Source organism: Caballeronia concitans (assembly GCF_001544615.1).
GTDB lineage: Bacteria > Pseudomonadota > Gammaproteobacteria > Burkholderiales > Burkholderiaceae > Caballeronia > Caballeronia concitans.
In genome coordinates this window covers 70,548-92,304 of sequence record NZ_FCNV02000015.1, presented here as the reverse complement: position 1 = coordinate 92,304, position 21,757 = coordinate 70,548, and the positions used below count along the sequence as shown (strand labels likewise).

The window sequence follows — 21,757 nt, the reverse complement described above, 5'->3', positions numbered from 1 at the left end:
ATGAGAACGGCCGCGCGGGCCGTCTCGCTAGTGTAGTACAAGTCTTGCAGCACTCCGTCGCGCGAGAGGCTAGGCCGAACGGCTAACGTGCGGTGCCTCTCACGGATTCCAGTGCACGAAGTTCCGGTACAGGCGCAAGCCCGCATCCGCGCTTTTTTCGGGGTGGAATTGCGTGGCGAAAATGTTGTCGCGCGCGACCGCCGACGTGAAGGCATCGCCATACGCGGTTTCGCCGGCGGTATGCGCGGGATTGTCCGGCACCACGTAGTAACTGTGCACGAAGTAGAAGAAAGCGCCATCCGCGATGCCGTCCCACAGCGGATGCGCCTGCGTCTGACGCACGCGGTTCCAGCCCATCTGCGGCACCTTGAAGCGCGACCCGTCGTCCTGCACGCGGCCTTCCAGATCGAAGCGCACCACCTTGCCGGGGAAAAGCCCGAGGCCTTGGGTGTCGCCTTCCTCGCTCCAGTCGAACAGCATCTGCTCGCCGACGCACACGCCGAGCATCGGCTTTTCGCGCGACGCCTGCATCACCGCTTCCTGCAGGCCCGACTCGCCGAGGTGGCCCATGCAGTCGCGCATCGCGCCCTGACCCGGCAGCACGATGCGATCGGCTGCGCGGATGGCCTGCGGCTGATCGACGATCGCCACGTCCGCATCCGGCGCGGCCTTCTTCAGCGCCTGATAGACCGAGCGCAGATTGCCCATTCCGTAATCAACAATCGCAATCGAAGTTTTCATTTCAAAGTAGGCAACAGGGCCTTCAATCCGTTGACGATGAACTCCACCGCCAGCGCCGACAACATCAATCCCATGAGACGCGTGCCGATGTTGATGCCGGTGCGCCCGACCCAGCGCGCGATCGGCTCGGCGAGATTCAGCGCGCCGAAGCACAGTCCCGCGATGACCGCGCCCAGCACCACGAGCCCGAAGCGGTCGTACCAGTGCTGCGCGTTCGCGGCATAGACGATCACCGTGCTGATCGATCCCGGCCCGGTGAGCAGCGGAATCGCGAGCGGCACGACGGCCACGCTGTTGCGCTCCTCGGCTTCCATGCGCTCTTCGGGCGTGGAGCGCGCGTTGCCGACTTGCGCGTTCAGCATGCTGATCGCCATCAGCAACATGATGATGCCGCCGCCGACTTCGAACGATCCGACCGATATCCCGAAGAACTCGATGATCTGCTGCCCGAGCAGCGCGGTCACCGCGATCACGCAGAACACCGAAATGCACGCGACACGGATGGTATTGCGCTTCTCCCCATCGGACTGCTGCGCGGTGAGGCTCAGAAAAAACGGTATCGCGCCGATCGGGTTGATCAGCGCGAGCAAGGATATGAACGACTTGAACAGATCCATCGTGGATGGCCAGCCGGGTTGGACGCGGCGTCGCGCCGAATCGGCATGCAGCGCTTAAAGACTGCCTTTGGTCGACGGAATCTGCCCCGCCGCGCGTTCGTCGAACTCGACGGCCATGCGCAGCGCGCGGCCGAACGCCTTGAACACGGTCTCGACCTGATGATGCGCGTTGATGCCGCGCAAGTTGTCGATATGCAGCGTGACGCCGGCGTGATTCACGAACCCGCGGAAGAATTCGATGGTGAGATCGACATCGAAATTGCCGATGCGCGCGCGCGTGAACGGCACGTTGAACTCCAGTCCCGGCCGCCCCGAAAAGTCGATGACGACGCGCGACAGCGCTTCGTCCAGCGGCACATACGAATGACCGTAGCGGCGGATGCCCTTGCGGTCGCCGATGGCCTTCGCCACCGCTTGCCCGAGCGTGATGCCGGTATCCTCGACTGTATGGTGATCGTCGATATGGAGGTCGCCATGCGCTTCGATTTCGAGGTCGAACAGGCCGTGACGGGCGATCTGGTCGAGCATGTGATCGAGGAACGGCACGCCGGTGGCGAGCTTCTGCTTGCCGGTGCCGTCCAGATCGAGCTTCACACGGATCTGCGTTTCGCTGGTGTTGCGAACGACTTCCGCAATGCGCATGGTGTTTCCTTGAGACTTTCGAGAAGAGGTGAGCTTATTTCGGCGCGAGCTTTTTGAGCGCCGCGATCATCTGCGCGTTTTCTTCGGCGGTTCCTACCGTCAATCGCACGCAATTTGAAAGCAATGGGTGCATTTTACCCACGTTTTTGACCAGAACCCGCGAAGTTAGCAGCGTTTCGAACGCGAGCGCGGCATCCGGCACGCGCACGAGCAGGAAGTTGCCCGCGCTCGGGTACACCGTCATGCCCGGCAGCGCCGCCACTTCGCGCGCGAGTCTAGCGCGTTCCTCGCGCAGCGCGGCGGCCTGCGCGTCGAGCACGTCGAGGTGATCGAGCAGGAAATCGGCGGTGGCCTGCGTCAGCACGTTGATGTTGTACGGCGGGCGCACCTTGTCGAACTGCATGATCCACGCGGGCCGCCCCGCCATGTAGCCCAGGCGGATGCCCGCCAGCCCGAGCTTCGAGACCGTGCGCATCACGACGACATTATCGAATTCGGCCGCGCGCGGCATCCACGTCTTTTCGGCGAACGGCTGATACGCCTCGTCGATGACGACGAGACTCTTGCGCGCCGCCGCGATCACGCGTTCCATGTCGGCGTCGCTGTAGAGCGTGCCGGTCGGATTGTTCGGATACGCGAGGTAGACGAGCGCCGGCGCATGTTCTTCGATGGCCGCGACGAGCGCGTTCGCGTCGAGCGTGAAATCCGCGTTGAGCGGCACGCCGACAAACTCGAGCCCCGCGAACGCCGCCGACATCTGATACATGACGAAGCCCGGCACCGGCGCGACGACCTTCGCGCCCGGCTTCGCGCACGCCACCGACATCATGCTGATCAGTTCGTCCGAACCGTTGCCGAGCAGCACGTCGCAGGCGTCGGGCACGTGCATCGCGCGCTTGAGCTTCGCGACGAGATCTGCCGGGCGCGGCGCCGGATAGCGATTCAGCGCGACGCCCGCCAGATGCGCGCCTAGGCGCTCGGCGAGATCGGCGGGAAGCGTGTACGGATTTTCCATCGCGTCGAGCTTGATGAGGCCCGTGGAATCGGGCACGGGATAGCTCGTCATCGCGAGGATGTCGGGACGAATGATGTCTTGTGGTGTCGTCATGGTGCCGCCGATGGCGGGTGCGGCGGCTCTCAGGCCGCCTCGTTCAGTCGGGCCGGCACAATCAGCCGAGGTTTTTCATGCGGTATTCGGCGCTCTTCGCATGCGCCTGCAAGCCTTCGCCGTACGCGAGTTCGGCCGCGATTTCCCCGAGCGTCTGCGCGCCGTCCGCGCTCACTTCGATCACGCTGGAGCGCTTCATGAAGTCGTACACGCCGAGCGGCGACGAGAAACGCGCGGTCCGCGATGTCGGCAGCACGTGATTCGGGCCCGCGCAGTAATCGCCCAAGCTTTCGCTCGTGTAGCGGCCGAGGAACATGGCGCCTGCGTTGTGAATACGCGCCGCCCACTGATGCGGATCCAGCGCGGAGATTTCGAGGTGCTCCGGCGCGATGTCGTTGGCGATCGCGCAGGCTTCGGTCATGTCCTTCACCTTGATCAGCGCGCCGCGATCTTCGAGCGAGCGCTGGATGACATCGCGGCGCGGCATGGCGGGCAGCAGTTCGACGATCGCATCTTCCACGCGCTGAATGAACGCCGCGTCCGGGCACAGCAGAATGGACTGCGCGAGTTCGTCGTGCTCGGCTTGCGAGAAGAGGTCCATCGCGACCCAGCGCGGATCGGTGGTGGCGTCGCAGATCACGAGAATCTCGGAGGGGCCCGCGATCATGTCGATGCCGACCGTGCCGAAAACACGCCGCTTCGCCGATGCGACATACGCGTTGCCCGGCCCGCAAATCTTGTCGACCGCCGGCACGGATTCCGTGCCGTAGGCGAGCGCGCCGACTGCCTGCGCGCCGCCGATGGTGAACACGCGGTCCACGCCGCCGAGCAGCGCCGCCGCCAGCACGAGCGGATTCTTCACGCCGTCGGGCGTCGGCACGACCATCACGATTTCCTTCACGCCCGCGACGCGTGCCGGAATCGCGTTCATCAGCACCGACGACGGATACGCCGCCTTGCCGCCCGGCACGTAGATGCCCGCGCGATCGAGCGGCGTCACTTTCTGGCCGAGCACGGTGCCGTCGGCTTCGGTGTACTGCCAGCTATGACTTCCGCATTCGATGCGCTGTTTCTCGTGATACCCGCGCACACGCGCCGCCGCCGCTTCGAGCGCCGCGCGGCGCTTCGGCTCGAGTCCTTCGAGCGCGGCTTCAAGTTCGGACGCAGGCAGTTCCAGCGCCGCGACGCTGTCCGCTTTCAACCGGTCGAACTTGTTGGTGTAGTCGAGCACGGCGGCGTCGCCACGCGTTTTCACGTCCGCGAGAATCTGCGCGACGGCGCGCTCGATGGCTTCGTCCTCGCTCGCTTCGAACGCGAGAACCGCGCGCAGCGCCTTCTGAAAACCGTCGGTGCTGGAATCGAGCTTACGAATCTTGATAGACATGCTGGTTTCCGTTTGCTGTGGCGCGCCGCGCGATGCGGCCGCCCTAGTTGTTCGTTCCTGCCGAGGCGCGCTCGAACGCGTCGAGATACGGCTTGAGCGCCGCGCGCTTCAGCTTCAGCGCCGCCTGATTCACGACGAGACGCGACGAAATCTGCATGATCTCTTCGACCTCGACCAGATTGTTCGCCCGCAGCGTGCCGCCCGAGCTGACCAGATCGACGATCGCATCCGCGAGGCCGACGAGCGGCGCGAGTTCCATCGAACCGTACAGCTTGATCAGATCGACGTGCACGCCCTTGGCCGCGAAGTGCTCGCGCGCCGTCTCGGTGTATTTCGTCGCGACGCGCAGACGCGCGCCCTGCCGCACCGCGTTCGCGTAATCGAAGCCCGCCTTCACCGCCACCGACATCCGGCAGCGCGCAATGTCCAGATCGATCGGCTGATACAGCCCGCTGCCGCCGTGTTCGATCAGCACGTCCTTGCCCGCCACGCCGAAGTCCGCCGCGCCGTACTCGACGTAAGTCGGCACGTCCGTCGCGCGCACGATGATCACGCGCAGGTTCGGATTGGTCGTCGGAAGAATCAGCTTGCGCGAGCTTTCCGGATCTTCGGCCACCTGCACGCCGGCTGCGGCGAGCAGCGGCACGGTTTCCTCGAAGATACGCCCTTTCGACAAGGCGAGCGTGAGCGGCGCGCTCGCCGCGATGGACGATGACGTCTGCGGCAACGAGCTCATTGCTCGCTCCCCGTGCCCTTGATGCGGCGAACGTTCGCGCCCACGGCGGTCAGCTTCGACTCCATGCGGTCGTAGCCGCGATCCAGATGGTAGATGCGATCGATCAGCGTTTCGCCGTCCGCGCACATCGCCGCGATCACGAGACTCGCCGACGCGCGAAGATCGGTGGCCATCACCTTCGCGCCGGAGAGTTGCTCGACGCCGCTCACGAGCGCCGTGTTGCCGTCGATGGTGATGCGCGCGCCCAGACGATTCAGCTCCTGCACGTGCATGAAGCGGTTCTCGAAGATGGTTTCGACCACTTGCGACGTGCCGCTCGCAATCGCGTTGAGCGCCATGAACTGCGCCTGCATGTCGGTCGGGAACGCCGGGTATTCGGACGTGCGGATATTGACCGCTTCCGGACGCTTGCTCATGCGAACGCGCATCCAGTCGTCGCCTTCCTCGATGGAAACGCCCGCTTCGCGCAGCTTCGCCGTGACCGCGTCGAGCAGCGAAGGGGTCACGTGGCGCAGCGTGACATCGCCGCCCGCCGCCGCGACCGCGCACAGGAACGTGCCCGCTTCGATGCGGTCCGGCACCACTGCGTGACGCGCGCCGTGCAGCTTCTCGACGCCCTGAATCACGAGACGGTCCGTGCCGATGCCGTCGATCTTCGCGCCCATCGCGACGAGCAGATTCGCGAGGTCGCTCACTTCCGGCTCGCGCGCCGCGTTCTCGATGATCGTTTCGCCGTCCGCCAGCACCGCCGCCATCAGCAGGTTCTCGGTGCCCGTGACGGTGATCATGTCGGTGACGATGCGCGCGCCCTTCAACCGCTTCGCCCGCGCTTCGATGAAGCCGTGCTCGATGTTGATCTCGGCGCCCATCGCCTGAAGGCCCTTGATGTGCTGATCGACCGGACGCGCGCCGATCGCGCAGCCGCCCGGGAGCGACACCTTCGCTTCGCCGAATCGCGCGACGAGCGGCCCGAGCACGAGAATCGACGCGCGCATGGTCTTGACCATCTCGTAAGGCGCGACGAGCTTGTCGACCTTCGATGCGTTCAGCGTCACGCGGCCGTCGTTCATCGCTTCGGATTGCACGCCCATCTGGCGCAGCAGTTCGAGCGTCGTGCGCACGTCCTTCAGATTCGGAACGTTCGACAGATGGACGTCCTCGGCGGTGAGAAGGCTCGCGCACAGAATCGGCAAAGCCGCGTTCTTCGCGCCCGATACGGTGATTTCGCCGGAGAGCTTCGTGCCCCCTGTGATGACCAGTTTGTCCATGGTTGCGTGTCCTTCGACCGAGCGTCCTGCTGCGGAGCCCGATTCGGCGCCGCGGTTATCTTGAATGATTCGCACTGTTTCCTGCCGGTGATGCCGGGTGTTGCGGTGTTGCTGATGTGTTGCCTAGAGATGCCGTGACCTGTTCTGGCTTCGCCGGATGGATTCAGGCCGATTTCCATTCGTCGGGCGTGAGCGTCTTCATGCTGAGCGCATGAATCTCCTCGCGCATGCGCTCGCCGAGCGCCGCATAGACCAGTTGATGACGCGCGATCAGCCGCTTGCCGACGAACGCATCGCTCACGATGGTCGCGAAAAAGTGCTGACCGTCGCCTTCCACTTCCAGGTGCTGGCACTGCAAGCCGCCAGCGATGTAGTCCTTCACTTGCTCCGGGGTCGGCAACATGAAAGTGTCCTTGAGATGAGTTAGTGACGCAGCTTGTAGCCGCTTGCGAGCAAACGCACGGCGATCAGCGCGAGCACGGCCAGAAAACCGCCGACGATGCCGAGGCTCACCAGCGGATTGACATCCGAGAGGCCGAAGAAGCCGTAGCGAAAGCCGTCGATCATGTAAAAGAACGGGTTCAGATGCGACACCGCGCGCCACACGGGCGGCAGCGTATGGGTCGAATAGAACACGCCCGAGAGAAACGTGAGCGGCATGATCAGGAAGTTCTGGAACGCGGCGAGCTGATCGAACTTGTCGGCCCAGATGCCGGCGATCAGGCCTAGCGTGCCGAGAATCGCCGAACCGAGCATCGCGAACGCAATGATGTAGAGCGGCGCGGCGAAAGACATCGGGATGAACCATATCGTCACGATGAACACGCCGAAGCCCACGCACAGCCCGCGCACGACCGACGCCAGCACGTAGGCGAAGAACATCTCCCAATGCGCGATGGGCGGCAGCAGCACGAACACGAGATTGCCGGTGATCTTCGACTGGATCAGCGACGACGAACTGTTCGCGAACGCGTTCTGCAGCACGCTCATCATCACGAGGCCGGGCACGAGGAAGCTCGTATAGCCGACGCCCGGATACACCTGCACATGTCCCGATAGCGCGTGACCGAAGATGGTGAGATAGAGCAGCGCGGTCACGATGGGCGCGAGCACCGTCTGGAACGACACTTTCCAGAAGCGCAGCAACTCCTTGTAGAACAACGTCTGAAAGCCGCTCATGACAGGCCCTCGACGACTTCCGGTTCCTTCATGACCTGCATGAATACATCCTCGAGGTCGGCTTTACGCACTTCGATTTCGTCGAACGTGCAGCCGGCCGCGCGGCATTTCGCGAGAATCGGCTCGACTTCGTCGTACGTCGACAGACGCAGCAAATGCTGCGCGCCCGATACGGCGTGCGGATCGACTTCGAGCGAGCGTAGTTCCGCAGGCAGCACGCCGTTCGAAAAACGCAGATACAACTGCATGCCGGAGAAGCGCTGCAGCAGCGTGCTCGTGCGCTCGAGCGCGACGACTTCGCCGCGGCGGAGCATCGCGAGCCGGTCGCACAGCGATTCGGCTTCTTCGAGGTAATGCGTCGTCAACACGATGGTGTGGCCTTCGCGATTCAGCCGCGAGATGAATTTCCACAGCGTCTGCCGAAGCTCGACATCGACGCCGGCCGTCGGCTCGTCCAGCACGATCACCGGCGGCCGATGCACCAGCGCCTGCGCCACCAGCACGCGGCGCTTCATCCCGCCCGACAGCGCGCGCGTGTTGACGTCGGCTTTCTCGGTGAGATCGAGGTTCGCCATGACTTCGTCGATCCAGTCGTCGTTGTTGCGCAAGCCAAAATAGCCCGACTGGATGCGCAGCGATTCGCGGACGGTGAAGAACGGGTCGAACACCAGTTCCTGCGGGACGACGCCGAGCGCACGCCGCGCCGCGCGGAAATCGCTGACGACATCGTGGCCGCGAACGGCGATCGTGCCGCTGTCGGCACGCGCAAGCCCGGCAAGAATGCTGATCAGCGTGGTTTTGCCTGCGCCGTTGGGGCCGAGCAGGCCGAAGAACTCGCCCTCTTCCACCGTGAGGCTCACGCCTTTGAGCGCCTGGAGGTCCTTGTAGCGCTTCCTGACGTTTCGGATTTCTATGGCTGACATTGACAGTGCACGCGCCTCGTGCGGCCGCGCCTCGATTGGCGGATTGTCGCTTGACGGACCCGGACTCGATCGAAATGGGGCCGGGTTTGGGCCCGAAAAAACGTTTGATTATAGGGCAAAGCGGTGGGGCCCGACGTCGGAGCCGTCCTGTTTGCGGCGGGATCACGCTTCTTGAGCGCGCCGCCGCGCCTGAGAGCAAGTCAGGACAGGATCAATGTCGGAAGGTGAGCAGCGTGTCGACGCCATAGGCTTGCGCAAGACTGGCGAGCCCGGAAGGAAAGTTGACGATATCGAGCGCGACACCGCGTGCGGTCGCCGCGCGCTGCCATGCGAGGAGCACGGCGAGCGCGGACGAATCGAACTGGCGCAGCGGGGCGCAGTCCACTTCGGTCGCGCCGGCGGTAATGCGCGAAAGACCCGCTTCGAGCGCGGACTTCGCGCTCTCGTGGGTCAGAGTCGCGGCCGTTTGAAAGCGGCCGCCGGTGGCGACTGAACTCACGACGAAGCCTTGCCGCTCGCGAGTTGCTGGTTACGCTGCGTCAGGAAGTCGAGCAGACCGCTGACGCCGTGTTGCGAAATCTGCTCGCTGAACTGCTGCTGATACGCCTGAATGAGCCACGCGCCGAGCACGTTGATGTCATACACGCGCCAGCCTTGCGGCGTCTTGTACAGGCGATAGTCGAGTTCGACCGGCGAGCCGTTGTTCATCACGACCGAGCGGACCACGACGTCCGTATCTTCCGGCGATGCACGGAACGGCTTGTACTGAACCGTCTGGTTGCGAACCTGGCTCAACGCGCCCGAGTACGTGCGGATCAGCAGCATCTTGAATTGCTCGACGATCTGCTTTTGCTGTTCCGGCGTCGCCGTATTCCAGTTGCGCCCCATCACGAGACGCGTGGTGCGCGTGAAGTCCGTGTACGGCAGAATCTTTTGATTGACGAGTTCGGTGATGCGCTGCACGTTGCCCGACTGAAGCTGCGGGTCGGACTTGATCTGATCGAGCACCTGCTGCGTGACCGTCTTGATCATGGCGTCAGGCGAGTTCGAATCGACAGTTTGCGCGGAGGCCGCGCCGCAGAACGCCATGAACAGGGCAAACAAGGGAAGCAAAAAGAATTTTTTCATCGCAATTCCTGCAAGAAAGTGGCTTGAGTTGGATTGCGCTCACCGGACCGGAGTTCAGCGAGCACACCGCCCAAGCTGTAAAAAATGCTGTCAGTTATGTTACCGGGTGTTAGCGCAAGCGCGCTCAACGCAAGCGGAACGAAGGGAAGCCCGGCGGGGCGCGCGGCGGGACGTACTGATTGCCCGGCACCGTCGCGTTGCCCGTGGAACTGGCCGCATTCGGCGCCACGGCAGTTCCCGAAGCAGGAGCCACGCCCGATGCCGCTTCAGCAGCCTCGGCCCCCGACGCAGCCGATGCCGCCGCAGGCGGAACCGCCGTCGCCGATGCACCGACGGCGCCCGCTGCGCCCACCGCGCCCGTCGTTCCAGTCGCGCCTTCGGGTTCGGCATATGTCGGCAGCGGCGCTTCGTCGTAGTTCGGCGCAGCCTCGGTGCCGGTATCGCGGCCTTCGCCGATCAGATACTGACGCCGCTGAAGATAGGCGTTGCGCACGAAGGAATACTTGTCGAGCGCGGCGTCGGCGAGCACGTCTGTCGCACCGAGCAGATTCGCCCGCACGTTGACGAGATTCACGCCGTAGAGCGCCCAGCTCACCGAATCCGGGCTCACGTAGCTCAGCGGATTGCCGAAATAATCGACGACGAGCCCGCTCGTGTCGCGCACCGTGCTCGGGCCGAGTAGCGGCAACACGACATACGGCCCCGGCGGCACACCGTAGTGGCCGAGCGTCAGGCCGAAGTCGCCCGCGTGCTTCGGCAGCTTCGCGACGGTCGCGACGTCGAACAGGCCGCCGACGCCGAAGAGCGTGTTGATCGTGACGCGCATGATGTCCGACACGCCATCCGCGATCTTCAGTTGCAGCAGATTGTTCGCCGCGATGTAGACGTCGCCGATATTCGAGAAGAAGTTCGTGACGCTGTTGCGCACCGGCTCCGGAACCGCCCACACGTATGCCTTCGCGACCGGCTTCAACGCGACCTGATCGACCTTGTCGTTGATCGTGAACATCGTCCGGTTGTAGCTTTCGAACGGATCGCCTTTGGTCGGCGTCGTAACCGTCGCGCAACCGGCGAGCGTCACCACCGCCGCCGATACCAGCACGCGCCGCAGCCCCATCGCGTACATACGATTCTCCTTATTGCGCGGCGCCTGATGCCGCGCTTGCCGCACTCGCCGCCGATGCAGCCGGCGCCGGTTCGGGCGCCACGCCCATCGCGCTGGCGGCCCCGGGGAACGCGGGTGCGGGCGCAGCCGGCGTCGCCGCCTTCGATGCGCCCGAATCCGCCGCCTTGTTGTAGAGGAACTGACCGATCAGGTTTTCGAGCACGACTGCCGATTGCGTCATCGTGAGCGTGTCGCCGTTCTTCAGCATCTGATCGTCACCGCCCGGCTCCAGACCGATGTACTGCTCGCCGAGCAGGCCGGAGGTCAGGATTTTCGCGGACGAATCTTTCGGAAACTGATACTGCTTGTCGATATCGATGGTCACGACCGCCTGGTACGTGTGCTCATCGAAGCCGATCGAACCGACGCGCCCGACCGTCACGCCCGCGCTCTTCACTGGCGCGCGCGGCTTGAGTCCGCCGATGTTGTCGAACTTGAGCCGAACCGCATAGGTTTGCTGGAACGACAGGGAACTCATGTTGCCGGCCTTCAGCGCGAGAAACAGCAGCGCCACGAAACCGAGCACCACGAAGAGGCCGACCCAAAAGTCGAGAGCAGTCTTTTTCATCGTCTTTCCAAAGAGAATCTTGTCGCGGAGCGCGTGTGACGGTATGTACCCTTCACAACGCCCACGTCCGCGCCGTGGCCATCAGCTGAACATCAAGGCGGTCAGCAGGAAATCGAGGCCGAGCACCGCCAGCGACGCATACACGACCGTCTTGGTCGTCGCACGCGAGACGCCTTCAGGCGTCGGCCGGGCTTCGTAGCCCTGGAACAACGCGATGAACGTCACCGCGAAACCGAAGACGACGCTCTTCACGACGCCATTGCCGACATCGCGCCAGACGTCCACGCCGCCCTGCATCTGCGACCAGAACGCGCCCGGGTCCACGCCGATCAGCAACACGCCGACCACATAGCCGCCGATCACGCCCACCGCGCTGAAAATGGCCGCGAGCACCGGCATGGCGATGATGCCCGCCCACATGCGCGGCGCGACGACCACCTTCATGGGATCGACGGCCATCATTTCCATCGCCGTGAGTTGCTCGCCGGCCTTCATCAGGCCGATTTCCGCCGTCAGCGACGTGCCCGCGCGCCCCGCGAACAGCAGCGCGGTGACGACCGGCCCGAGTTCGCGCACGAGCGAGAGCGCGACGAGCAGCCCGAGCGCCTGCTCGGAACCGTAGCGATTCAGCGTGTAATAGCCCTGCAGCCCGAGCACGAAGCCGACGAACAAGCCCGACACCGCGATGATGACAAGCGAATAATTGCCGACGAAGTGGATCTGCTTCGTGACAAGGCGCGGACGGCGCAGCAGCGGGAAGAATTCGAGGACGAGGCGCACGAGCATGCGCGTGGCGTAGCCGGCGGTGCCGAAGCCGTCGAGCACCCAGCGTCCGATTGCGCTGATCATGCCTTGCCTCCGATGCCGAAATCCGCCGCGAGCGGCTGGCTCGCGTAGTGGAACTTGAACGGGCCGTCCGGCGTGCCGTCGATGAACTGGCGCACCGTGGGGTCCTGCGACGCGCGCAGTTGCGCGGGCGTGCCTTCGGCGTGAATGCCGCCATTGGCGATGAAGTACACGTAATCCGCGATGGCGAACGATTCGGGCACGTCGTGCGTGACGAGGATGGAGGTCGCGCCGAGGGCGTCGTTGATCGTGCGGATCAGCTTCGCGGTGATGCCGAGCGAGATGGGATCGAGGCCGGCGAACGGCTCGTCGTACATCATGAGTTCGGGATCGAGCGCGATGGCGCGGGCAAGCGCCACGCGCCGCGCCATGCCGCCCGAGATCTCGGACGGCGCGAGGTCGCGCGCGCCGCGCAAGCCGACCGCGTTGAGCTTCATCAGCACGAGATCGCGGATGAGTTCTTCCGGCAGATCGGTGTGCTCGCGCAGCGGAAACGCGACGTTCTCGAACACCGTCTGGTCGGTGAAGAGCGCGCCGAACTGGAACAGCATGCCCATCTTGCGGCGAAGCGCGTAAAGACCTTCACGCGTTTGCGCGCCGACGTCCTGGCCGCCGTAAAGCACCTGGCCACGATTCGCCTTGACGAGACCGCCGACCAGCCGCAGCGTCGTGGTCTTTCCGCAGCCGGAGCCGCCCATGACCGCGACCACCTGCCCACGCGGGAATCGCATGTTCAGGTTCGACAGCACGAGCCGGTCGCCGTAACCGAAGTCGACGTCACGTAGCTCTAACAGAGTCTCTGAAGAGGCTGGCACTGGGTAACAAATTCCGTTGACGCAAAACGCCGCATTATAGGGCCTGCGTGCAATCGGTGCTTCGCCCTATCCTGCGAGGTCTTGATTTTTCGGAACTGTCAGCATTGACGTGCAAACTTCTGTTGCAGCGACGAAACCGCCGCAGCCGTGTCCGGCGCTTCCGTCACCGCGCGCACGACCGCCGCGCTGCCGACGCCGGTCGCGAGCACGTCGCCGATCACGTTACCGTCGATTCCGCCGATCGCGACGAGCGGCACGCGGCCAGCGAGCAACTGCACGTAGCGGCGAAGGCGCGCGAGTCCTTGCGGCTTCGTCGGCATGACTTTGGTGGTCGTCGGGAAGACCGCGCCGAGCGCGAGGTAGCTCGCGCCGAAATGCAGCGCGCGCAGCATTTCGTAGTAGCCGTGCGTCGAGAGGCCGAGGCGCAGGCCGGCGCGCGCGATCGCGTTCAGATCGGCGGTCTGCACGTCTTCCTGGCCGAGATGCACGCCGTAAGCGCCCGCCGCGATCGCCGCGCGCCAGTGATCGTTGATGAAAAGCTGCGCCGCATGCCGACGCCCCGCCGCCACCGACCGCTCGATCTCGCGCTGGAGGTCATCGGCGTCGTTGCTCTTGCGGCGCAACTGCGCGGTGACGACGCCCAGGTCGAGCACGCGCTCGATCCATTCGCCGCTCGGCAGCACGGGATACAGCCCCAGCTTGTCCGGGCACGATGGAAAGCCCGGCTCCGGCGCGGGCGGCAGGTCGCCGACACGCGGGAACGTCGCGAAATCGACGGGCCATGCGTCGTCCCTGGCGTCGTCGCCGGTGCGCCAGGCGAGCGCCAGCACGAGCGCGTCGTGCGGCTCGAAGTTGCAGTCGAGAAACGCGGCGAGCGCGGCCAGCCAGTCGTCGGACCGCTCGCCTTCCAGCACGAAACGGTCGCCGCCGCGCGTCAGCGTCACGCGATCGCCGTGCGCTTCGAGGACCGCCGCGCCGCCGCGTTCGAGCGCTTCGACATCGACGTCATGCGCATCCGTGAACACGATCAAATCCTGCGCGGCCGGGGACTCGGGCGGCGTCAGGCAGATGCGCCAGCGCGTCGCTGCCGCAGGCCACTCGCCGAGTCGCGCGCGGATTCGCTCGGCGACTTCCGTGAGTTCGTCCGCCGGCGGCCAGAACACTTCGCGTCCGAGCAAACTCATGCCGCACCTCCGTCCTGATGCCAGAACGGCATGCCGACGACCGGCGTGCTCGCCTGCGCGCTGTCGCGCTCGGCCATCGGCCCGGCGAGAAACGCCGTGCGTCCGGCCGCGACGCCCAGCGCGAACGCGCGCGCCATCTGCGGGGGAAACGTCGCCTGCGAGACGGCCGTGTTGAGCAGCACGCCGTCGAAGCCCCACTCCATCACTTGACACGCATGCGACGGCACGCCGAGCCCGGCATCGACGATCAGCGGAACATCCGGCAGCCGCTCGCGCAACGTGCGCAGGCCGTAGGGATTCGTCACGCCCTTGCCGGTGCCGATGGGCGCGCCCCACGGCATCAGCGCTTCGCAGCCGGCATCGAGCAGACGCCGGCCGATCACGAGATCTTCGGTGCAGTACGGCAGCACCTTGAAGCCGTCGCGCACGAGCTTCGCGGCGGCTTCAACGAGGCCGATCGGGTCGGGCTGCAGCGTGTAGTCGTCGCCGATCAGCTCGAGCTTGATCCACGGCGTATCGAACACTTCGCGCGCCATGTACGCGGTCGTCAGCACTTCGTCGACGCTCTGACAGCCCGCCGTGTTCGGCAAGAGCGCGACGCCGTGGCGCTTGAGGACATCGAAGAAGCCGGCCTCGCCGGTCTCCGACTGACGGCGCAGCGCGACGGTCACCATGCCGGGACGCGCGGCGTCGATGGAATCCGAAAGCGATTGCAGCGACGGATAACGCGATGTCCCGAGCAGCACGCGGCTCGGGAAAGTCTGGCCGTAGAGCGTGAGCGCGTCAGCGGCGGATTGTGTGGTCATGATCGTGTCCCTGGTTTGGACTCAGCCGCCCGCGACGGGCGAAACGATGTCGAGCTTGTCGCCCGGCGAAAGCGTCTTCGTGCCGTGCTCGCCGCGCGCGACGAACTGGCCGTTCAGCGCCACGGCAAACGGCGGCTTCGCGCCGAACGCGGCGAGCGCGTCGGTGACGGTCGCCGCATCGGGCAAGATGAATTCGCGCTGATTGATGTGGATGTCCATGCTTTGTCTCAAATAGCCGTCATACAGTCGCGACGGTCGCCGCCTCGAACGCGCCGTGCAGAAGTTCGGACCAGCGCGCGCGGCGGCGGAAGTCGTCGAAGGAAGCGGCGTCGCGCACGTTTTCGCCGATGAGCGCATCCGCGAGCGCGCAGGCCGAATCCGCGACTTCGGGCGCGATCATGAAGCCGTGCCGATACAGCCCGTTCACGCGAACGGTCCGCGCGCCGTCCCACACGATGGCCGGCCGATGGTCCGGCAGCGTCGGCCGGCATTGCGAATTCAGTTCGAGAATGCGCGCCTCGCCGAAGCCCGGATGCACGGCGAACGCCGCGCTCAGCAATTCGAGCGCCGATCGCACGCTCACGGGCGACATGTCTTCGCCTTCGACTTCGGTGGCGCCGATCACGTAGAGGTCGTTTTCTTTCGGCGCGATGTAGAGCGGATAGCGCGGATGCAGCAGCCGCACGGGCCGCGTCAAGCCGATGCCCGGCGCATGCACGCGCGCCACTTCGCCGCGAATGCCGCGTAGCGCGGGCCACGCGGGCTTGCCGCCGAGTCCGCGGCAATCGATGATCCAGCGCGCGTCGGGCATCGCATCGACGGGCGTGTTCCACTGCGTGCGCACGCCGCGCGCCGCCAGCCCCGCCGCGAGCGCCTTTAACGCCTGACGGTTGTCGAGCTGGCCGTCGTGCGGCAGCAGCCAGCCCTGCGCGAAACGCGTTCCGAGCGCGGGTTCCGCCTGCGCGACTTGCGCGCCCGCGAGCTTGACGAAACCGCCATCGAGCAGCGCGGCGGGCGCATTCGCGCGCAAGCGGCGCTCGAAAAGCGGCGCCTCCGCGCGATCCGCGCCGTGCCAGACGACGAGCGTCCCGTTCTGCTGGAAGAAAACCGGTTCGGGCAAGGCCGCGAGCACGTCCGGCCAGCGCGCGAGCGACGCCGCTCCGAGTTCGACGACCAGCGGTTCCGCGCTCGTCGCTTCGGCGAGCGGCGCGAGCATGGCGGCCGCGACCCACGCCGCCGACTGCGTGCCCGATTCGTCGCCGCGCTCGTACAGCGCGACCTCGTGGCCCGCGCCCGCGAGCTGCCACGCGACGAGCCGCCCGACGAGTCCGCCGCCGATCACGGCGAAATCGGGCTTGTTCGCTGCGGCCTGATCGATGCTATTCACAATCCGATGTCTCCTTTGACGACGCGCGTGCGCGGGTGTCGCGGACGAGCGCGCACCCATGCGTGAAACCAGCGACGAAATCAGCGGAGAGACCGGCCCGGCGCCGAAGCAAGACGCAGCGGGCGGAAAGGAAGACTGGAAGAAACTGGAGGAAAGGCGCAAGGCATTGCGCGTTCTCCGGAAACTTCCCTCGCCGGTATTACCCGGATCGGGTGCAAAGGGTCTCTCTCAGCCTCGCCGCGCCCTGTACCGATGCGCGCGAAGCACCCCTGTTTCGCCGTTGGTCATTAGAGCATAAAAGGCAAAGCCGCTGCAAACCGGGATTGCCCGCGCGCACGGGCGGCATCGGTCGCGGGCTGCGGCACTCTGGCACAATGCCCCGAAAGCGGTTCATCGAACGATCGCACCGTATTAAGCGGCAGTTAAGAGAACATCTCAACAATCTGCGAGGCTGGAAGCGGCTCGCGCGCGACGATCACCTCGCGCGCGCATGCCCGATCCGGCCGCGAAACGTGTCAACCCGCCGGCAAGCCGGCGCACCAGCAGAAAGGTCATGGCCAACACAAATTCCGAAAACACGCAGCAGCAGGCGGATCAGGTCTCGGCGTGGAGCCTCATCAAGCCGTACTGGGTATCCGAAGAACGCAAGCTGGCCTGGGGGCTGCTCGTTGCGATCATCGCGATCAACATGACCGTCGTGTGGATCAACGTGCGGCTCAACAGCTGGAACGCGGACTTCTATAACGCGCTGCAGAACAAGAACGTCCGCGATTTTCCGCACTTGCTGCTGATCTTCACCGGCCTCGCGTTCGCGTACATCCTGCTCGCCGTCTACGGGCGATATCTGCGTCAGATGCTCGCCTTCCGCTGGCGGCAATGGCTCACGAACCGGTATCTCGAACAATGGCTTGGCGACCGCGCGTTCTACCGCATCGAGCGCGACCGCCTCGCCGATAACCCCGACCAGCGTATCAGCGACGACCTGCAATCTTTCGCGACGACCACGCTGACGCTGTCGCTCGATCTGCTTTCGACGCTCGTCACGCTCGTCACCTTCATCACGATTCTGTGGACCATCGCGGGCGCGCTCACGTTCTCGCTCGGCGGCACGCCGATCACGATTCCCGGCTACATGGTCTGGGCGGCGGCGCTGTACGCGATTCTCGGCTCGCTCATCATTCAGAAGGTCGGGCATCCGCTGGTGTCCATCAATTATCAGCAGCAGAAGGTGGAAGCGGACTTTCGTTTCGGGCTGATTCGCGTGCGCGAGAACGCGGAGCAGATTGCGTTCTACGACGGCATCGCCACGGAAACCGCGAACGCGAAGACCATCTTCCACCGCATCCGCGACAACTGGTGGCTCATCATGAAGTACACGAAGCGCATGACCTTCGTGCTGAGTTTCTACGGCCAGATCGCGATCATTTTCCCGATCATGGTCGCCGCGCCGCGCTACTTCGCGGGCGCGTTTTCGTTCGGCGTGCTGATGCAGATTTCATCGGCGTTCGGCACCGTCAGCGATTCGTTCTCCTGGTTCATCAACAGTTATTCGACGCTGGTCGAATGGCGCGCCACGGTCAACCGTCTTCGCGAATTCAAGCGCGTGATGCGCTCGACGCATATCCGCGAGGAAACGTCGCCCGCGACGGAGCGTGGCGGCATCAATCTGCATTACACGAGCACGCCATCGCTGACGACGACGAATCTGACGCTCGCGTTGCCGAACGGCACGCCGCTTTCGCGCGTGGCGGATGTATCGATCGAGCCGGGATCGCGCTGGCTGGTCGTGGGGCCGTCGGGATCGGGCAAGAGCACGCTGATGCGCGCGCTCGCGGGCCTGTGGCCGTTCGGCGACGGCACGATCGACGCGCCCGTCGACGCGAAAATGATGTTCATCCCGCAGCAAAGCTATCTGCCGATCGGCACGTTGCGCGCGGCGCTGGCGTATCCGTCGCCGGGCGGCACGTTCACCGACGAGGAATCGCGCGAGGTGTTGCGCGCGTGCAATCTGGAAGCGTACGGCGATCGGCTGGACGAGAACGCACACTGGGCGCGGAGCTTGTCGCCGGGCGAGCAGCAACGGCTTGCGGCCGCGCGCGTGCTGCTGCACAAGCCGGACTTCCTGTTCCTCGACGAAGCCACGAGCGCGCTCGATGCGGACAACGAACTGCATATCTACAACACGCTCGTGGACCGGCTGCCGAAAGCGGCGATTCTGAGCGTCGCGCACCGGGAATCGGTGGCGCTGTTTCATGATTATCGGATCGAGATCGAGAGGGCGATGGTGGAGGCTTGATCGCTGCATCGTCGAATTTGAAAAAAGCCGCACCCGCGAGCAATTGCCGGTGCGGTTTTTCTTATTTGTAGGTGCGGTTGAACAGCCGCCGACCGCAGCGCCATAGACTGTCGCGTCCCTTCGACGTAAAGACAGCAGATGGACCTGAAACTATTGACGGACGATGACCTCGAGTCCATGCGCCGCGCGCCCAAGATCATCGTCAACCCGCGTGCGCGGTGGGTGACCAAAGGCGGGCATCGCGAACGGAATTTCATGCTTCACGACACGCGCGATGCAACGCAGAGCTATCGATTGTTCTTGCGCATCTCGCTCACGAATCGCAGCGTCTTTTCGGCCGGACTCGCGCGTGTCTGGCCGACGGAAGAAACGCTCGTCCTCGCGCGCTATAACGGTCCGTACCATCCGCACCGGAACGTACTGGAGCGAACGAAGGTGCCGCCCGGCTGCCACCGGCATCTCGCCACGCACCGCTATATCGTCGCCGACCTCGACCCCGACGGTTTCGCTGAAGCGGTGTCCGGCTACAATTCGCTCGACGGCGCCTTCCAGTGCTTGTGCAAGGACTGTGGCATCGCGTCGCTCGCCTTGCATCCACTTCAACCTGAACTCGAGTTCTGATATGTCGCGCGATACATCGGACGCCATCAAGCGACTGCTTTGCGAATCGTGGTGCTCGGAGCTCGACGTCGCTGAAGACGGCGATGCACTCCGCTTGTCCATGCCCCTGCTGGAACCCGACGGCGATTATGTGACCGTCTGGCTGCGGCAAGCGATGGGCGGCTGGCGCATCGAAGATGCCGGCACGACGCTGATGCGCATCTCCTACGACTCAGACTCAGGTTCATTTCTGCGCGGTCCGCGACGCGTCTTGCTCGACAAGACACTCGCCGCATACGGCGCGCGGCTGGCGGACGACGGCCAGATCGTGGCCGAATCGGACGAGCAGTTTCTCGGCATGTCGCTGCTGCGTTTTGGACAAGCGCTCTTGCGCGTGAACGATCTGAAAAGCTCGACCCGCTCGCGCGTCGCGTCCACGTTCTTCGACGACCTGAACGCCCGGCTGATGCAGATCGTGGGCGCGGACAACGTGGTGCCGAAATATCATGCACCGGAGGTTCCGGATGCCGCCGACTATCCGATCGACTTTTTCCTGAGAGGCTCGCGCACGCCGCTTTTCGTCTTCGGTGTGCCGAATCAGGAGCGCGCGCGCACGGCGACCATCGTTCTGCAGCATATCGACCAATACATCCCGCATTACGACTCGATCATCGTCTTCCAGGATGCGAGCGTCATTCCGAGCATCGATCTGCGCCGGCTCATGAACGCGGCCAATGACATGGTCGATTCGCTCGATGCAAAAGCGTCGCTCGCGAAGAAGATCCAGCACCGCATGCGCGCAGCATAGAAACGAAAAGGCCACGCAAGCGCGTGGCCTTCTCACTTCTCACCTTCAAGCCTTACCGCGGCAACTCACTACTCCCCATCAAATAAGCATCGACCGACCGCGCGCACTGGCGTCCTTCACGAATCGCCCACACGACGAGCGATTGTCCGCGCCGCATATCGCCGGCGGTGAACACCTTGTCGACCGACGTGTAATACGCCTTCTCGCCTTCCGTCGATGCGCGCACGTTGCCGCGCGCGTCCTTGTCCACGCCGAACGCTTCGAGCACCGGCGACAGCGGCTGCGTGAAGCCCATCGCGAGCAGCACGAGGTCCGCCTTCATCTCGAACTCGGAGCCGGGCACTTCGACCATCTTCCCGCCCTTCCACTCGACGCGCGCCGCGATCAGCTTCTCGACCTTGCCGTTCTTGCCTTCGAAGCGCTTCGTCGCGACCGACCAGTCGCGCTCGCAACCTTCTTCATGCGACGACGACGTCCGCAGCTTGATCGGCCAATACGGCCACACGAGCGGCTTGTTCTCTTCCTCGGGCGGTTGCGCGAGCAGCTCGAACTGCGTCACGCCCTTCGCGCCATGACGATTCGACGTCCCGACGCAATCCGAACCCGTATCGCCGCCGCCGATCACGACGACATGCTTGCCCTTCGCGAGCAACTGATCCGCGACCTTGTCGCCCGCGTTGACCTTGTTCTGCTGCGGCAGGAACTCCATCGCGTAATGGATGCCTTCCAGCTCGCGCCCCGGCACCGGCAAGTCGCGCGGCGTTTCGGAACCGCCCGCGATCACCACGGCATCGAACTGTTCCTTCAGTTCTTCCGGCGTGACGCTTTCCTTCGCCGTGTTGCCGATGTGCGAAGGCAGCGCGTCCTTGCCGACGAACACGTTCGTGCGGAACGACACGCCTTCCGCTTCCATCTGGCGCATGCGGCGATCGATCAGCCACTTCTCCAGCTTGAAATCGGGGATGCCATAGCGCAGCAATCCGCCGATGCGATCGTTCTTCTCGAACACGACGACATCGTGCCCCGCGCGCGCCAGTTGCTGCGCGACCGCGAGCCCCGCCGGCCCGGAACCGACGACGGCCACTTTCTTGCCCGTCTTGTGCTTCGCGGGCTGCGGCGCGACCCAGCCTTCTTCCCACGCCTTGTCGATGATCTTGCGCTCGATCGACTTGATGCCGACCGGATCTTCGTTGATGCCGAGCGTGCATGCCGCTTCGCACGGCGCCGGGCAGATGCGGCCCGTGAACTCGGGGAAATTGTTCGTCGAATGAAGGACGTCGATCGCCGTCTTCCAGTCCTGGCGGAAAACGAGATCGTTGAAGTCCGGAATGATGTTGTTCACCGGACAGCCGTTGTTGCAGAACGGAATGCCGCAGTCCATGCAGCGCGCGCCCTGAACCTTGGCGTCGTCGTCGGTCAGCGCGGCGACGAATTCCTTGTAGTGCTTGACGCGGGTCAGCGGTGCTTCGTACGCCTCGTGACGGCGTTCGAACTCGAGAAAACCGGTTGCCTTGCCCATTTCTTTCTCTGTATTTGGTGAGGATCGCGCTCTCCGA

24 protein-coding genes and 1 riboswitch are annotated in these 21,757 nt (G+C 64.5%); of the genes, 3 read left to right on the top strand and 21 right to left on the bottom strand.

From position 1 onward, the window contains the following. Positions 1-99: 99 nt before the first annotated feature. From hisH to AWB72_RS25145, 20 genes are all read right to left on the bottom strand, one after another. On the bottom strand, positions 100-741 hold the full coding sequence (hisH, locus tag AWB72_RS25240) for an imidazole glycerol phosphate synthase subunit HisH (protein WP_040050415.1): 642 nt from the start codon (positions 739-741) through the stop codon (positions 100-102). Continuing rightward, entirely contained in the window at positions 738-1,358 is a 621-nt protein-coding gene (locus tag AWB72_RS25235) for a YchE family NAAT transporter (protein WP_040050416.1), read from the bottom strand. The genes hisH and AWB72_RS25235 overlap by 4 nt, the downstream gene beginning before the upstream one ends. A gap of 54 nt (positions 1,359-1,412) precedes the next feature. Next, the gene (hisB, locus tag AWB72_RS25230) at positions 1,413-2,000 is read right to left on the bottom strand and encodes an imidazoleglycerol-phosphate dehydratase HisB (protein ID WP_040050417.1); all 588 of its coding nucleotides are present in this window, start codon (positions 1,998-2,000) and stop codon (positions 1,413-1,415) included. A 34-nt stretch (positions 2,001-2,034) separates the two neighbouring features. Beyond that, positions 2,035-3,108, bottom strand: a complete 1,074-nt coding sequence (gene hisC / locus AWB72_RS25225) for a histidinol-phosphate transaminase (protein ID WP_040050418.1) — start codon at positions 3,106-3,108, stop codon at positions 2,035-2,037. Positions 3,109-3,169: 61 nt separating this feature from the next. After that, the gene (gene hisD / locus AWB72_RS25220; protein WP_040050419.1) at positions 3,170-4,492 is read right to left on the bottom strand and encodes a histidinol dehydrogenase; all 1,323 of its coding nucleotides are present in this window, start codon (positions 4,490-4,492) and stop codon (positions 3,170-3,172) included. Positions 4,493-4,535: 43 nt separating this feature from the next. Then, entirely contained in the window at positions 4,536-5,228 is a 693-nt protein-coding gene (hisG, locus tag AWB72_RS25215) for an ATP phosphoribosyltransferase (RefSeq protein WP_040050420.1), read from the bottom strand. Then, the gene (gene murA, locus AWB72_RS25210; protein WP_040050482.1) at positions 5,225-6,496 is read right to left on the bottom strand and encodes a UDP-N-acetylglucosamine 1-carboxyvinyltransferase; all 1,272 of its coding nucleotides are present in this window, start codon (positions 6,494-6,496) and stop codon (positions 5,225-5,227) included. The genes hisG and murA overlap by 4 nt, the downstream gene beginning before the upstream one ends. A gap of 163 nt (positions 6,497-6,659) precedes the next feature. After that, positions 6,660-6,899, bottom strand: coding sequence for a BolA family protein (locus tag AWB72_RS25205; RefSeq protein WP_035967676.1), 240 nt, complete (start codon positions 6,897-6,899; stop codon positions 6,660-6,662). Positions 6,900-6,919: 20 nt separating this feature from the next. Then, positions 6,920-7,675, bottom strand: a complete 756-nt coding sequence (locus AWB72_RS25200; protein ID WP_040050421.1) for an ABC transporter permease — start codon at positions 7,673-7,675, stop codon at positions 6,920-6,922. After that, positions 7,672-8,598: an ABC transporter ATP-binding protein gene (locus tag AWB72_RS25195; protein ID WP_040050422.1), complete on the bottom strand. Its 927-nt coding sequence runs from the start codon at positions 8,596-8,598 to the stop codon at positions 7,672-7,674. The genes AWB72_RS25200 and AWB72_RS25195 overlap by 4 nt, the downstream gene beginning before the upstream one ends. A 211-nt stretch (positions 8,599-8,809) precedes the next feature. Further along, positions 8,810-9,097 (bottom strand): STAS domain-containing protein, encoded by a 288-nt coding sequence (locus AWB72_RS25190; protein WP_040050423.1) that lies wholly within the window; start codon positions 9,095-9,097, stop codon positions 8,810-8,812. Next, positions 9,094-9,726, bottom strand: coding sequence for an MlaC/ttg2D family ABC transporter substrate-binding protein (locus tag AWB72_RS25185; protein WP_040050424.1), 633 nt, complete (start codon positions 9,724-9,726; stop codon positions 9,094-9,096). The genes AWB72_RS25190 and AWB72_RS25185 overlap by 4 nt, the downstream gene beginning before the upstream one ends. A 124-nt stretch (positions 9,727-9,850) precedes the next feature. Then, positions 9,851-10,852, bottom strand: coding sequence for an MlaA family lipoprotein (locus AWB72_RS25180; protein WP_040050425.1), 1,002 nt, complete (start codon positions 10,850-10,852; stop codon positions 9,851-9,853). A gap of 10 nt (positions 10,853-10,862) precedes the next feature. Continuing rightward, the gene (gene mlaD / locus AWB72_RS25175) at positions 10,863-11,459 is read right to left on the bottom strand and encodes an outer membrane lipid asymmetry maintenance protein MlaD (protein WP_040050426.1); all 597 of its coding nucleotides are present in this window, start codon (positions 11,457-11,459) and stop codon (positions 10,863-10,865) included. Between the two features lie 81 nt (positions 11,460-11,540). Then, positions 11,541-12,308: a lipid asymmetry maintenance ABC transporter permease subunit MlaE gene (gene mlaE / locus AWB72_RS25170; RefSeq protein WP_040050427.1), complete on the bottom strand. Its 768-nt coding sequence runs from the start codon at positions 12,306-12,308 to the stop codon at positions 11,541-11,543. Beyond that, positions 12,305-13,120 (bottom strand): ABC transporter ATP-binding protein, encoded by an 816-nt coding sequence (locus AWB72_RS25165; protein ID WP_040050428.1) that lies wholly within the window; start codon positions 13,118-13,120, stop codon positions 12,305-12,307. Before AWB72_RS25165 ends, mlaE begins: the two co-directional genes overlap by 4 nt. 98 nt (positions 13,121-13,218) lie before the next feature. Then, entirely contained in the window at positions 13,219-14,304 is a 1,086-nt protein-coding gene (gene thiE / locus AWB72_RS25160) for a thiamine phosphate synthase (protein ID WP_084592867.1), read from the bottom strand. Next, the gene (locus tag AWB72_RS25155) at positions 14,301-15,110 is read right to left on the bottom strand and encodes a thiazole synthase (protein ID WP_040050429.1); all 810 of its coding nucleotides are present in this window, start codon (positions 15,108-15,110) and stop codon (positions 14,301-14,303) included. The genes thiE and AWB72_RS25155 overlap by 4 nt, the downstream gene beginning before the upstream one ends. Before the next feature lie 21 nt (positions 15,111-15,131). After that, positions 15,132-15,329 (bottom strand): sulfur carrier protein ThiS, encoded by a 198-nt coding sequence (gene thiS, locus AWB72_RS25150; RefSeq protein WP_040050430.1) that lies wholly within the window; start codon positions 15,327-15,329, stop codon positions 15,132-15,134. A 19-nt stretch (positions 15,330-15,348) separates the two neighbouring features. Then, the gene (locus AWB72_RS25145; RefSeq protein WP_040050431.1) at positions 15,349-16,497 is read right to left on the bottom strand and encodes an FAD-dependent oxidoreductase; all 1,149 of its coding nucleotides are present in this window, start codon (positions 16,495-16,497) and stop codon (positions 15,349-15,351) included. A 168-nt stretch (positions 16,498-16,665) separates the two neighbouring features. Continuing rightward, positions 16,666-16,778, bottom strand: a riboswitch (TPP riboswitch). Positions 16,779-17,050: 272 nt separating this feature from the next. Here AWB72_RS25145 and AWB72_RS25140 point away from each other — a divergent pair. The 3 genes from AWB72_RS25140 to AWB72_RS25135 all read left to right on the top strand — a co-directional run bounded on the left by AWB72_RS25140 (position 17,051) and on the right by AWB72_RS25135 (position 20,201). After that, positions 17,051-18,793, top strand: coding sequence for an ABC transporter ATP-binding protein/permease (locus AWB72_RS25140; RefSeq protein WP_040050432.1), 1,743 nt, complete (start codon positions 17,051-17,053; stop codon positions 18,791-18,793). A gap of 138 nt (positions 18,794-18,931) precedes the next feature. Further along, positions 18,932-19,414 (top strand): hypothetical protein, encoded by a 483-nt coding sequence (locus AWB72_RS28985; protein ID WP_040050433.1) that lies wholly within the window; start codon positions 18,932-18,934, stop codon positions 19,412-19,414. Position 19,415: 1 nt separating this feature from the next. Next, a complete protein-coding gene (locus AWB72_RS25135; protein WP_040050434.1) occupies positions 19,416-20,201 on the top strand; it encodes a DUF1828 domain-containing protein in 786 nt (261 codons plus the stop codon). A 52-nt stretch (positions 20,202-20,253) separates the two neighbouring features. On the opposite strand, the gene AWB72_RS25130 is transcribed toward AWB72_RS25135, so the two are convergent. Continuing rightward, positions 20,254-21,720 (bottom strand): glutamate synthase subunit beta, encoded by a 1,467-nt coding sequence (locus AWB72_RS25130; protein WP_040050435.1) that lies wholly within the window; start codon positions 21,718-21,720, stop codon positions 20,254-20,256. Between the last annotated feature and the right edge of the window lie 37 nt (positions 21,721-21,757).

Coding starts and splice junctions, on each gene's coding strand:
- AWB72_RS25155 (WP_040050429.1), bottom strand. CDS start 15,110: ATGACCACACAATCCGCCGCTGACGCGCTCACGCTCTACGGCCAGACT.
- mlaE (WP_040050427.1), bottom strand. CDS start 12,308: ATGATCAGCGCAATCGGACGCTGGGTGCTCGACGGCTTCGGCACCGCC.
- hisC (WP_040050418.1), bottom strand. CDS start 3,108: ATGACGACACCACAAGACATCATTCGTCCCGACATCCTCGCGATGACG.
- thiE (WP_084592867.1), bottom strand. CDS start 14,304: ATGAGTTTGCTCGGACGCGAAGTGTTCTGGCCGCCGGCGGACGAACTC.
- hisH (WP_040050415.1), bottom strand. CDS start 741: ATGAAAACTTCGATTGCGATTGTTGATTACGGAATGGGCAATCTGCGC.
- AWB72_RS25205 (WP_035967676.1), bottom strand. CDS start 6,899: ATGTTGCCGACCCCGGAGCAAGTGAAGGACTACATCGCTGGCGGCTTG.
- AWB72_RS25200 (WP_040050421.1), bottom strand. CDS start 7,675: ATGAGCGGCTTTCAGACGTTGTTCTACAAGGAGTTGCTGCGCTTCTGG.
- hisD (WP_040050419.1), bottom strand. CDS start 4,492: ATGTCTATCAAGATTCGTAAGCTCGATTCCAGCACCGACGGTTTTCAG.
- AWB72_RS25130 (WP_040050435.1), bottom strand. CDS start 21,720: ATGGGCAAGGCAACCGGTTTTCTCGAGTTCGAACGCCGTCACGAGGCG.
- AWB72_RS25135 (WP_040050434.1), top strand. CDS start 19,416: ATGTCGCGCGATACATCGGACGCCATCAAGCGACTGCTTTGCGAATCG.
- hisG (WP_040050420.1), bottom strand. CDS start 5,228: ATGAGCTCGTTGCCGCAGACGTCATCGTCCATCGCGGCGAGCGCGCCG.
- AWB72_RS25235 (WP_040050416.1), bottom strand. CDS start 1,358: ATGGATCTGTTCAAGTCGTTCATATCCTTGCTCGCGCTGATCAACCCG.
- murA (WP_040050482.1), bottom strand. CDS start 6,496: ATGGACAAACTGGTCATCACAGGGGGCACGAAGCTCTCCGGCGAAATC.
- AWB72_RS25180 (WP_040050425.1), bottom strand. CDS start 10,852: ATGTACGCGATGGGGCTGCGGCGCGTGCTGGTATCGGCGGCGGTGGTG.
- AWB72_RS28985 (WP_040050433.1), top strand. CDS start 18,932: ATGGACCTGAAACTATTGACGGACGATGACCTCGAGTCCATGCGCCGC.
- AWB72_RS25195 (WP_040050422.1), bottom strand. CDS start 8,598: ATGTCAGCCATAGAAATCCGAAACGTCAGGAAGCGCTACAAGGACCTC.
- mlaD (WP_040050426.1), bottom strand. CDS start 11,459: ATGAAAAAGACTGCTCTCGACTTTTGGGTCGGCCTCTTCGTGGTGCTC.
- thiS (WP_040050430.1), bottom strand. CDS start 15,329: ATGGACATCCACATCAATCAGCGCGAATTCATCTTGCCCGATGCGGCG.
- hisB (WP_040050417.1), bottom strand. CDS start 2,000: ATGCGCATTGCGGAAGTCGTTCGCAACACCAGCGAAACGCAGATCCGT.
- AWB72_RS25140 (WP_040050432.1), top strand. CDS start 17,051: ATGGCCAACACAAATTCCGAAAACACGCAGCAGCAGGCGGATCAGGTC.
- AWB72_RS25185 (WP_040050424.1), bottom strand. CDS start 9,726: ATGAAAAAATTCTTTTTGCTTCCCTTGTTTGCCCTGTTCATGGCGTTC.